Annotated in this window: 10 protein-coding genes and 1 riboswitch; of the genes, 5 read left to right on the forward strand and 5 right to left on the reverse strand. The window is 43.7% G+C overall.

What is annotated here, in order from left to right:
- Nucleotides 1-153: 153 nt before the first annotated feature.
- Nucleotides 154-1,056, reverse strand: a complete 903-nt coding sequence (locus tag NH462_RS13155) for a 2-dehydropantoate 2-reductase (RefSeq protein ID WP_253106002.1) — start codon at nucleotides 1,054-1,056, stop codon at nucleotides 154-156.
- The gene (locus tag NH462_RS13160; protein ID WP_026001022.1) at nucleotides 1,049-1,399 is read right to left on the reverse strand and encodes a VanZ family protein; all 351 of its coding nucleotides are present in this window, start codon (nucleotides 1,397-1,399) and stop codon (nucleotides 1,049-1,051) included. The genes NH462_RS13155 and NH462_RS13160 overlap by 8 nt, the downstream gene beginning before the upstream one ends.
- Nucleotides 1,400-1,551: 152 nt before the next feature.
- On the opposite strand from NH462_RS13160, the gene NH462_RS13165 reads away from it, so the two are divergent.
- From NH462_RS13165 to NH462_RS13175, 3 genes are all read left to right on the forward strand, one after another.
- Entirely contained in the window at nucleotides 1,552-2,034 is a 483-nt protein-coding gene (locus NH462_RS13165) for a YajQ family cyclic di-GMP-binding protein (protein WP_010374237.1), read from the forward strand.
- Nucleotides 2,035-2,388: 354 nt separating this feature from the next.
- A riboswitch (cobalamin riboswitch) is annotated at nucleotides 2,389-2,635 on the forward strand.
- Nucleotides 2,636-2,669: 34 nt separating this feature from the next.
- Nucleotides 2,670-4,532, forward strand: coding sequence for a TonB-dependent receptor (locus tag NH462_RS13170; protein ID WP_253106004.1), 1,863 nt, complete (start codon nucleotides 2,670-2,672; stop codon nucleotides 4,530-4,532).
- A gap of 425 nt (nucleotides 4,533-4,957) precedes the next feature.
- Nucleotides 4,958-5,935 (forward strand): hypothetical protein, encoded by a 978-nt coding sequence (locus tag NH462_RS13175; RefSeq protein ID WP_017218428.1) that lies wholly within the window; start codon nucleotides 4,958-4,960, stop codon nucleotides 5,933-5,935.
- A gap of 41 nt (nucleotides 5,936-5,976) precedes the next feature.
- Here NH462_RS13175 and msrA read toward each other — a convergent pair whose 3' ends face one another.
- The 3 genes from msrA to NH462_RS13190 are packed head-to-tail and all read right to left on the reverse strand — an operon-like array spanning nucleotide 5,977 to nucleotide 10,667.
- Entirely contained in the window at nucleotides 5,977-6,513 is a 537-nt protein-coding gene (msrA, locus tag NH462_RS13180; RefSeq protein WP_253106073.1) for a peptide-methionine (S)-S-oxide reductase MsrA, read from the reverse strand.
- Complete coding sequence (locus NH462_RS13185) at nucleotides 6,510-9,608, reverse strand: efflux RND transporter permease subunit (RefSeq protein ID WP_017218429.1); 3,099 nt, start codon at nucleotides 9,606-9,608, stop codon at nucleotides 6,510-6,512. Before NH462_RS13185 ends, msrA begins: the two co-directional genes overlap by 4 nt.
- A gap of 6 nt (nucleotides 9,609-9,614) precedes the next feature.
- A complete protein-coding gene (locus NH462_RS13190; protein ID WP_010374231.1) occupies nucleotides 9,615-10,667 on the reverse strand; it encodes an efflux RND transporter periplasmic adaptor subunit in 1,053 nt (350 codons plus the stop codon).
- A 228-nt stretch (nucleotides 10,668-10,895) separates the two neighbouring features.
- On the opposite strand from NH462_RS13190, the gene NH462_RS13195 reads away from it, so the two are divergent.
- Both NH462_RS13195 and NH462_RS13200 read left to right on the forward strand, forming a co-directional pair.
- Nucleotides 10,896-11,600, forward strand: a complete 705-nt coding sequence (locus tag NH462_RS13195) for a DUF2982 domain-containing protein (RefSeq protein WP_017218431.1) — start codon at nucleotides 10,896-10,898, stop codon at nucleotides 11,598-11,600.
- A gap of 22 nt (nucleotides 11,601-11,622) precedes the next feature.
- The gene (locus tag NH462_RS13200) at nucleotides 11,623-11,955 is read left to right on the forward strand and encodes a hypothetical protein (protein WP_102057579.1); all 333 of its coding nucleotides are present in this window, start codon (nucleotides 11,623-11,625) and stop codon (nucleotides 11,953-11,955) included.
- Nucleotide 11,956: the final 1 nt, after the last annotated feature.

The raw sequence follows: 11,956 nt of genomic DNA on the forward strand, positions 1-11,956 counted from the left end.
AGAAGGCACAAGGGCGCGAATACATCAAAGAGGCCGAGGTAGCACCTCATCAAGAGCCCGGATATAAGCACGCAATCACACTAATAATGCTAAAAGTGGCTTGTACAATTGGAGGAGTCCATATAAGGCGGTTTACCCGCCGAGAAGTTAAGCTTATTGTCGCGCTAGCTGCCTGCGCTTATTCACTTCCTCGAATAACTGTTGATTAAACGGTACATCAATATTTTGTTTTGCTGCTAGCTCGCAAATATACCCGCACATGGCGTCAATTTCTGTGCGCCTGTTATTCGCGATATCCTGATTCATAGAAGATCGATTATTTGCGGTTTGTGCCATTACGGTGTAAGCAAGCGTGGTTAGCTCGCTAAGCGCTAAGGTTACGCCTGTACTTGCGGCCACAAGCTGTACTTCATTCATTAAATTAAGGATTTGGGTTGCGTATTTGGGTTGTCTTAACTGACCATTTGCGACTTGTTCCAATGCACTTAACGGGTTAATGGCAATATTAACCGCCAGCTTTTTCCAAAGTGTTGGCATGATATCAAACGTGGTTTGGGCATTTTCAAATGTGCTAAACAGTTGTGAGAATACGCGCTGGTAGTGGCATTCTGCTGGTGAATTTAACGGCCCAAACCAAGTTGCACCTTGTCCTGTATGATGCACAGTGTCTGCGACTTTATAGCCCGCAATGGATGTGCTTAAGAAGTAGGCGGATTGTGTTTTTTCAAGCGCTGCTAACTCACCAGACCAATCTACCATGCCATTATGACTAAGGATTAGCGTGCCATTTTTTGAAAGTGCAGGGCGAAGCGCTCGGAGTGCTTCGATGACTTGATATGCTTTAACGGGAATAATTAGCGTATCTATACTGCTGGCTGGTAGTTCTGTAAGCGTTTTTGTGCAGCATGGGATGGTTTGTTGAATACTTGCTGTTTGATAGAGATAAGTCGCTGCGCGTTTATTTCGAGTGATCAGCGTAATTTGATGAGATTGACTAAGGTGCTGGGCGAGCAGTAATCCTATCGCCCCTTCACCTAAAATATGTATGTTAGCCATGTTTTCTGTTGCGCCAACTTGCCCAAATATAAAATAGAACAAAATAACTGACCGCACCGGCTAAGTCAGCTAAAAAATCAGCGGTAGATGCTTGGCGGTACGGCAGTGTATGTTGCATCCACTCAATTCCTGCACCATATAAGGACAGTAGCACTATGTGTGTCCATACCTTTACTTTAAAAGCATGGTGAGAGATAAACGCAAGCACAAAAAATACACCAAAATGCGCCACTTTATCGATATTTGGGAACAGCTTTGGAGACAAGCTAATTTCCTTTGCGAATAGCACCGTACATATAATTAATGAGATAATCAAAAGAGCTTTATAAACGCGCCGTGTCACAATACATCCTACTTCTGTATGACTAAGCGAGCAGTATACCATCGAAAACTGTCCATTGGGTGAACATCCTAATACGCTGTTTAAAAACTTAAAGTAACTCAAATTAGGCATAAACTGCTATAATCGAGCCAAAATGACTTTAGGAGAGAAGCATGCCTTCATTTGATATTGTATCTGAAATTGATATGACAGAAGCAAAAAATACCGTAGACAACGCGGTTCGCGAGCTTGATACGCGTTTTGATTTTCGTGGCGTTGATGCGTCAATCGAGCTAAGCGGTGAAATGATTAACCTCAAAGCGGAAGCAGAACAACAAGTTATGCAATTGTTCGATATGCTAGTGGGTAAAGCGGCTAAGCGTGGCCTTGATGTGGCAAGCTTCGAGTTAAAAGACATTGAGCGCTCTGGCAAATACGTATCGCGTAAGGTGGCGTTAAAGCAAGGCATCGACAAAGAGATGGCGAAAAAACTGGTTAAGCTTATTAAAGACTCAAAAGTTAAAGTTCAAGCGTCAATTCAAGGTGATACGGTGCGTGTAACGGGTAAAAAGCGTGATGATTTGCAAGAAACGATGCAACTGGTTCGTACCGGTGAGCTTGGCCAACCATTTCAATTCAAAAACTTCCGCGACTAGGGCCTGTTGACCTTTCAAGTTTGTTTTTGCAGCAGTTTGATTGGTATTTATGCAAGGCAGAGCCTGCGTAGCATAGTTATTCTATGTAAGTTAGGCGATAACACAGTAGAAATGCCAATCAAGCGCTGCCCTTTGGGTTCCCCTGAGTGCGCTTTGTTCATTGTTGCTCAACTTTTGCCTAGATTACTAGGCGACAAGTCGAGCGTCGCGATCAAAACACACTCAGGAGAACAAAAATCAAACAGCAAAGGTCAACAGGCCCTAGTTACGCTTTCCTTCATTCCAAAAGTGCATAGATTGCACTTTTGGATTTCTAGACGTCCATTGACAATCATTCCGAAACCCAAGACAATAGCCTCGCATTTTCAAGGTGCTGTACACAACCTAGTGTGGTTGCTAAGTGTATAGATAATCGGGAAACTGGTGCGAACACAAGGGAACATCTAATTGCGTTAATCAATAATAAATTGAGTAAGACAGTTTATTACACGTGATTAGCTTGGATCGGTTCTATGCCAGCGCTGCCCCCGCAACGGTAGAGTGAACTGCCAATCTGCAGATTTACTGAGCCCGGAGACCGGCCTTGAAACAGTCACTTTGTGTTCTTGTACGGTGGGTACAAGTTAGGGGAAACCATGTTAAATAAAACTGCTCTAAGCGCGGCGATAGCGACGGCGCTCTCTTTTTCAGCATTTGCGGATCAAAATGTTGAACATATCACTGTTACTGCCAATAAACTTGAACAATCTCTAGAAAGCGCATTGTCTGCCATTACGGTTATAGGTCGTGCTGATATTGAAAAAAGCAATGTTCAAGATGTCGTATCGCTACTCGATAATATCGCTGGTATTCAAGCGGTTAGAAACGGTGGCTTTGGCCAAAGCGTGAGTTTATTTCTACGCGGTAATGATGCTAAGCATACGCTAGTGTTAATCGATGGGGTTCGAGTGACGGATGCAAACTCCGGTGACAATTCACTCACTAATTTACCACTTAATAGCATCGAAAGAATTGAGATTATTCGTGGTGCCAAAGCTGCGATTTATGGTTCAGATGCCATTGCTGGCGTGATTAATATTATTAGTCGCGAAGGGAATAACAATACAATCGCGCTTACGACTGGGAGTAACAATTACTCCAAGACCGAAGCAACGGTAAATTACAAAAAAGACAAGTTTAGTATTGCAGCTAATGCGGGTTACACTCATACCGATGGCTATGATGTGATTGAGAAAGACCCTGAAGCTGCAATCACAAAAAACCATGACCGTGATGGATATTATAACGGTAATGCCGGTTTAAATGTGCAGTATGGTGATGAAGAAAGTGGCATTTTTAGCTTACGTTCACAGTACAGTGAAGGTGAGGGGGAGTATGACTCTTTTGGTAGTGATGCTTACCGTTTCCATAACTACACCAATAAGTTGGCGTGGAAAAGACGTACTGACAAGTTTAGTCAAAGTGCGTCATACAGCTTAGGTAAGGAACAAAACGTTCAAATCGGCAATAGTGCTGACGATAACGCTTATGTCACCAAACGCAGCCAATTTGAATATCAGTCGCAATATAGTTTAACTGAAGCTTTGATTTTCACTGGTAACTTTACCTTTCTAAATGAAGATGTTGGTGATTCTACCGCCTCTTTTTCAGAGCCTGAGCGTGACAACTTATCTTTAGCATTAGGTGGGTTTTACAACGATGAAAATTGGCTGGCAGAGGTTGTACTGAGAACGGATGATTATGATTTTCATGGTCGCGCAAACACCTACACGGTTGCTGTAGGCAAGCAACTCATGGATGGCCTGAGTGTTAAGTTGAATCATGGTACTGCCTTTAGAGCACCTTCTTTATCACAGGCGTTTGTGATTGATAGTCCTTACTATCTGCCTAACCCAAATATTAAGCCGGAAGAAGCCACTAATAACGAAATTATTGTCACATGGAGCGGCAAGAACTTTCGTGTGGAAGCTGCGGTATACGATAACCGTATTACCGATAAAATCGTTTATCAGCAAAATGATAAATGGAAATACATCCCTTACAATGTTCAGCGCGCTGACTTTGAAGGTGCTGATCTTTCTGTTGAAATTGAAGACAACTTTGGTATCGAGCATACGGTAAATGCGAGCTATGTGAGTGCTAAAGACGCTGATACCGACAAGCAATTACAGCGCAGAGCGAGACGCACCTTAACTTATTCAGTCAGTAAAGAGTGGGAAAATGTCGACGCAACACTGACCTTAGTCCATAGAGGTAATCGCGACGATAAAGTATGGGGAGCTGAAGGTGCATATACAGTGACTTTACCGTCATATACGCTGTTTAACTTAGCTGCTAACTATACGTTTTTCGATGGATTCAAGTTAAATGGCCGTATTGAAAACTTAACCGATAAGCGTTATTTCAATGCCACAGCGGGCGAAGCAAAAGATGGCTCTTTACTGGGCTATAAGCCACTAGGTAGACAAGCCTACGTTGGTGTGAGCTATAGCTTCTAATGCGTTAACTGCTTTTCAATACCCAGAGTGATCCATCATGAGTAATGGATCACTTTTCTTATTTATCATTTAGGGCCTGTTGACCTTTGCTGTTTGATTTTTGTTCTTCTGAGTGTGTTTTGATCGCGACGCTCGACTTGCCGCCTAGTAATCTAGGCAAAAGTTGAGCAACAATGAACAAAGCGCACTCAGGTGAACCCAAAGGGCAGCGCTTGACTGGCATTTCTACTGTGTTATCACCTGACTTACATAGAATAACTATGCTACGCAGGCTCTGCCTTGTATAAATACCAGTCAAACTGCTGCAAAAACAAACTTGAAAGATCAACAGGCCCTAGTTGCATTACATTTGTAACTGGTGTTCTACCTTATGTGTGGTTGATAATAGATTTGATTTGTATTATTACTACCTTAAGGAAAAGAACATGAAGTCACTATTATTTGGGTTACTCACGCTTGGGATTGTCACATCAGCGCAAGCCTCACTACCTGAAAATCAGCTTGAACCTCAATTTTCAACACAATCAATGACGGGCGATTTCGCTTGGTTTAACGCGCCATCGCAAACCTGTAGTCGGATCCGCAGCATGATGTACTATCGCCACCCCGGCAACGATCATCTAACGCCTATATCAGTGCCTGTGATTTATACTGGTGGAGAGTGTTGGTCTACTGGCAGGACAACATCTAGCCAAGGTCCAAAGGAAATGTATACGCAGGTTTCAGATATCATTCATCAGCAATTTTCGAATGTGGAACATAACTACAAAGAGTTGACGACCGATATCGTCAACAATATTGCCGCGCAATCTAGTTCAAATAAAGTGAGCCACACCACTAGTCTCTACGGCACTATGCATATGAAAATTGCAGGTAGAGTCGATGCGCAAAATAAAGTACCTGTGCTGATCGATGGTTTCGATTTGAAATCTTACGCTAAGTTTCGTAAGAAGCAGCTTGGGATGAATATCTATATCCATGTCTATATTAACAACGAAAATGTCACCATCAAAGGTAAGTATGATGTACGTACCCAGCAGCTTGAGTTAGATCCTTTAATTTCTAGCTTTAAGCCTGTGGTGACGACAAAGGTAGAGTTGCCGTGGATCCTCGATTTGATAGATACCTTGACTCCGGGGATTTTTGACAAGCTTTATACTGAATTTAGCCGTATTGTGATTGATGTGTTTGAATTCTTGGGTGTGGATATGAGCGAAGATATTCCGCAGGTCATTAAACACAACGCCCAGTTAATAAATTCAGGTGTTGTTCCGCTTAAAGGCTTAGATACCTTAAGACCTGGTGATACTGCGAATTTAGAAATGGAAGTAACGCGTGGGCATTTGCGGATTAAAGATGGCCGCACTAGCTTTTATGTATTTGCTATACCTATGTTGCCGTAAGGCGTAAGCCGAACGCAATCTATTGCGTTCGGCACACAAGTTTAGTGCTTTAAATTCGCCGCAAAATGGCTTCCAAACTTTGCAATTTTAGGGGCAATCATCACACTGCAATAGCCTTGGTTTGGGTTTTCAGTGTAATAATCTTGGTGATAGTGCTCAGCAGGATAAAATTCAGGCGCAGGGCTGACCTCAGTCACTATTTTTTCACTCAACTGGCTTTGAAGCTGCGCAATACAATCTTGAGTTTGCTGCTGTTGCTGCTGGTCATGATAAAACACCACACTACGGTACTGAGTACCAATGTCGTTGCCTTGACGGTTCAACTGCGTTGGATCATGCAGAGTAAAAAACATATTAAGCAAAGTATCAAAGCTGACAATATCGGCATCAAATTGTAGTTGGACTACCTCAGCATGGCCACTGTCTCCCCGACATATCATTTGATAGGTGGGGTTATCTGTGTGGCCACCCGCGTAACCTGATTGCACTGACTCAACGCCATTGACGCGGCGAAATGCCGCATCAATACACCAAAAACAACCACCACCAAAAGTTGCGGTTTGTAAATTTGCCATTATACCTCCTGCTCAGGATGTTGTTTCGACTGCTCCTCAAGACGTTTTGTCGTCTCTTCTGGAGATTGCGTCTTCTTAGCTAGTAAAGTATAGGCGGTTGGGATAACAAACAAGGTTAAAATGGTGGCAACACTGACACCGGCAAAAATCACGACACCGATCACCATGCGGCTTTCGAACCCAGGGCCTGTTGCAAACACAAGCGGGATAGAGCTCATCACGGTTGTTAGCGAGGTCATAATAATAGGTCTTAATCGCTGCGCAGCAGCATCAACAATGGCTTGTTCGAAGGCAATGCCTTTGTCACGCAATTGGTTAGCAAATTCCACGATTAAGATCCCGTTTTTGGCGCTAAGGCCAATCAACATGACAATACCAATTTGGCTATAAATGTTGAGCGTGCTGTCGGTGATAAATAACCCATACATCGCACCGACTAAGCCCAGCGGTACGGTGAGCATGATAACCAGTGGGTGGACAAAGCTTTCAAACTGTGCGGCTAATACCAAGAACGTAACGGTGAGCGCCAGAATAAACACATAGGTCATCGCTGATGCACCTTCATAAAACAGCTGTGACTCGCCTTTGTAGTCGATGGCGCCATCGATATCATTCTCTTCGGCGGCAACTTTATTTAAAAAGTCGAGCGCTTGCTCCAGTGTATAGTCGCCAGCGAGGTTTGCCGTAATAGTGATCGCGCGCATACGGTTGTAGCGGTTTAATCGAGAAGCTGTGGCTTCTTCTTTTATAGTGATCAAACTGTCTAATGGCACGAGCTCATCGCTACGAGATTTCACATAAATATCAGAAATATTATCTGGAGCAGAGAAGTCGGCTTTAGTGCCTTTTAAAATCACATCGTATTCTTCACCGCGGTCAATAAAGGTGGTAACACGACGTTGTCCCAGCATGGTTTCTAGCGTTTGGCCTATAGCACTTACCGACACGCCTAAGTCTGCAGCTTTGGTTTTATCAATGCTTATCAAAAACTGTGGGAAGGTTTCTTTGTAATCGTGATCGAGACGAACCAGTCCTTTATTTTCTCGTGCGCGTTCTAGAATGCGATCGCGCCATGCGGCCAATTCGTCATAGTCGTTGCCTTGCAGTACAAACTCAATGGGACGTGAGTTACCGCCGCCGCCAATACCACGGCGCATAATAGCAAAGGCGCGAATATCTGTAACATCTTGCATTTTACCGCTGATCTCATCCATGACTTCCCAAGTAGAGCGTTTTCGCTCATCCCAGTCTGGCATGCCGATAATAGCAACACCGCCTTGACCACCCCAACCAGGCACGCGAATAAGCACGCGGCTAAGTTCCTCTGAGTCTACATAAGGAAGTAGGCGCTCTTCAATTTTTGCCATATTTTGCGAGTTGTTTTCGTAGCTTGCCCCTTCTGGGCCATTCATCATAACGAAGAAAGTACCGCGGTCTTCTTTTGGTGTCAGTTCAGACGGGATCTGTTTAAACAGGCTGTAGCTGGTAAAGCCCGCCAGTGCCAACATCACAATCAGGCTGTATTTACGCGATAAGTTGTCTTGTAAAACTCGACGATACCCTTGTTCAAGTCGTCCAAATTGACGGTCCATCCACTGACTAAAGCGGTTTTCTTTATTGCTAGGCTTTAACACTTTGGAGCAAAGGGCTGGAGACAAGGTCAACGCGGTAATGCTGGAGAACAGTACCGCAGCACTTACTGCAAAGGCAAACTCGGTAAATAGGGCACCAATACGACCATCCATAAAGACCAAGGGAATAAATACGGCAACCAAAACCAGCGTTGTTGCAATGATGGCAAAGCCTACTTCACGCGCGCCACGGTACGCTGCCAGTAACTTAGGTTCGCCAAGCTCGATGCGGCGGTAGATATTTTCTAGCATTACAATGGCGTCATCGACCACAAGGCCGATGGCAAGCACAAGTGCAAGCAGCGTCAGCAAGTTGATAGAATACCCCATGGCCAGTAAGAACATAAAGGTTGCAACTAAGGCTACCGGCACGGTAACAGCAGGGATCAGCGTAGCGCGGATATTGCCAAGGAAGATGTAGATAACGAGTACTACCAACGCCATGGCAATCGCAAGTGTGCTGTATACTTCAGCAATGGACTCACGGATAAAAATAGAAGAATCGTAGCTGTCTTCTATGGTGGTGCCTTGAGGCAGGTTGCGTTTTATTTTTTCAAGCTCTTTACGGGCGTTGTCGACCACTTCTAGCGTATTGGCTTTAGCTTGCTTGACAACGCCAAGGCCAATCATATTTTTACCATTACCACGGAAGGTACTTTCGTCGTCAGCGGCTTCAAGTACGACCTGCGCGACTTCACCAAGTCGCACCAAATAGCCTTGTTCACCACGCTTAATTACTAGGTTGTCAAAGTCTTCTTGAGTCTTATAACTTCTGGCAATACGAACAGAAAAATCACGGTCAACGGATTCTATTTCGCCAGCGGGTAATTCTACGTTTTCTCTGCGTAGCACTTGTTCAATATCACTGCTTGTGACTCCACGAGCAGCCATCGCCTTTCGGTCTAGCCAAATCTTCATGGCGTATTGACGCTCACCGCCAATACGTACATTCGATACGCCATCAACAACCGCCAAACGGTCAACGATAAAGCGCTGGGCGTAGTCTGAAAGCTGCAAGGTATCCATGGTTTCGCTATTGAGTACAAACCAAGCGATAGGGCTTTCATCGCTGTTTGATTTCGATACTTCAGGCGGCCTCACTTGCTCTGGTAGTCTATCTAGCGCACGAGAAACGCGCTCACGTACATCATTTGCAGCAGCGTCGATATCGCGATCGATATTAAATTCGATAGTGATATTGGAGCTACCGTTGCGGCTACTGGAATTTATGCTTTTGATCCCTTCGATCCCCGAAATCCGGTTTTCTAATACTTGGGTGATCTTGGTTTCTACAACTTCCGCCGATGCGCCTGTGTAGTTAGTACTTACACTGACTATTGGAGTTTCAATATCAGGGTATTCGCGCAGTGGTAGCATAGTAAATGCCACTAAGCCAAAGGTCAGCAGCAGTAAGTTAATGACGATCGCGAAGATCGGGCGCTTTACCGCCGTATCAGTGATTCTCACGTCGCCTTACCCCTTTACTTCAACTTTAGAGCCTGAGCGGATCTTCAGGGTGCCTTCCGTGATCACTTGTTGTCCCTCTGTAAGGCCTTCATCGATAGCTACCCAGCCGCTAAAGCGAGTTTGCAGGTGTACTTCGCGTTGTTGCGCTTTACCTTGGTCGTCAATGACAAATACAAAATGCTTATCTTGTCTTGGAATGATGCTTTTTTCTGGCACCACAAGGGCTTGTAATCGAGCCAGTTCGAGTCCCATATGTAGTAGCATACCAGGGCGAAGTTTATGGTCTAGATTGGTGAAGCTCGCTGTCACTCGTACCGAGCGCGTTTGTTCATTAATGCGCGGGTCAATATGGGAGACTTTACCGGTAAATAGTTGCTCTGGGTAAGCTTCGCTTTGTGCATTCACTTGCATACCAAGTTGTAGTTGCGCTAGGTATTTTTCTGGTACCTGAAAATCCACTTTAATGATGCTAATGTCATCGAGTGTGGTGATCACTGTATTGTTGTTTACGAAGCTACCGATAGAGACATTTCGAGTACCCAATAATCCATCAAATGGCGCATAAATGGTCATCTCGGCGAGTTTTGTTTTGGTGGCTTCTAATTGTGCCGTTAAGGTGTCTACCTTTGCTGATTGCGCTTCTAGTTGAGAGCGAGCCGCCGATTGAGTTTTTGCGAGGTCTTTAAGGCGGTTTAGTTGTCTAATTTCTTCCTTTAGCGTCACTTTCAGCGCTTCGATATCGAGTTTCTCTTCGGCATCACGCAACTGGACTAGCTGATCGCCTTTTTTTACTACGTCTCCGTCATCGAAATATAGGGCTGCCACATAGTCGCTTTGGGCGCTACTCACGTTGATAGCTTGATTTGCTCTGGCGGAACCAATAGAGTGAACAGCAATAATACGTTCCTCTTTGGTTACGGTATGAGCTTGAACGGAGGTTACGGGTGCCGAGTTGCCACTCATTTTGCCTTCCGAGGCTGGTAAATATAAATAGCCGCTGATGACGACTAGCACTACAATGATAAAAGGAAACAGTGCTTTTCCTGATTGATGACGCATAAAAGTGACCCAGATTATAATTTGTCTCTAGTTTACAAAATTAAAGGCTAACAAAGTCGACGGCATATCCTGTAAATTTGTGCATTAAACGAAAATGTAATTCAATTTAAGTGTTTGTACCTAAATTAAAAATTATGAAACACAGTCATTCATGTAAACGATGCATCACAATACGTAAATTAGTCGCATGGGCGATCATTATGTACATCTTTTATGTCTGGTATACCCATGCTTGAAGCAAAACTACGTGCAACTGCTGACCGCAATGGCGTTGAATTTATGCTGGTTGGTGCAATTGGATTGGTTGTTATCATGCTTTTTGTCAACTTGCGTGGTACAGCTATTACTATTGTAGAAATATTTCTTGCCAGCGCCATGTTAGTGGCTATTTTTGTTGGCTTTCTCAAAAGTCAGCAACCATATTTTAGTTTATACTTTACAGAACAAGAGTTTAGGTATGTGCATAAATATGGAGCTTGGCCGCTATCCATTGTAAACTTTCACTCCAGCGGCATTCCCAAAGTTCAACAAGGTGTTGAAACACTTGAGTTAAATGCAGTTGGTATTAAACTTAATGATATTGATGCGTTTTTATTAAATTTAACACCTCGACTTGCGGGTAAATTATTGATCGAGCAGCGGCATATTTTTTTACAAGCTGTTAAAATGCATTGCGAAAATGGCAACTGCCCATCTGAATGGTTGATAGAAGAAACCGTTTTTCGCTCCAAGGCGGGAAAAGAATATACTGGTTTAATGGCAATGTTTGCAAACCGGATGGATAATTTAAAGACAGTGACGGGATATGATTTATTGATCCCCGCGACTGCCTTAGACAGGGATATTTGGCAATTTTCAGTCATGTTAAACCGCTGGAAACTTAACCCTAAAGAGGTGGTAAAAGCATTGTTAGAAGAACAAACCACCTACTGAAGATGTAACAGGATACACCAATATGAGCTTAGAAACGGCCTATATTAAAAGTGGGCGTAATACCATTATTCACAAAGAGAAGAAGTTAGATCTTGTGATTGTAAATGGTGAAGCACACCCAAAAATCAAGGTGACTGCAAATGGTTTGGTGCCTTTTAAGGAAGAGCTGCCGAGAAATCGAAGAGAAGCTAAAGAGCGTTATTTAGAAGTCGTCCACGTTTCGAGTATTGATGTGTTTGGTGAAGTGAAGCGGTTGTTGTTTATTCAGGCTTTAGATGGTCGAGAATACAAAGTAGATTATAGTAAAGTTGGCACTAAGTTATTTGTGCGGATACATCAAGAAAGTTATCTATAAT

It is taken from the genome of Pseudoalteromonas sp. OANN1 (assembly GCF_024124685.1).
GTDB classification, from domain to species: Bacteria; Pseudomonadota; Gammaproteobacteria; order Enterobacterales; family Alteromonadaceae; genus Pseudoalteromonas; species Pseudoalteromonas piscicida.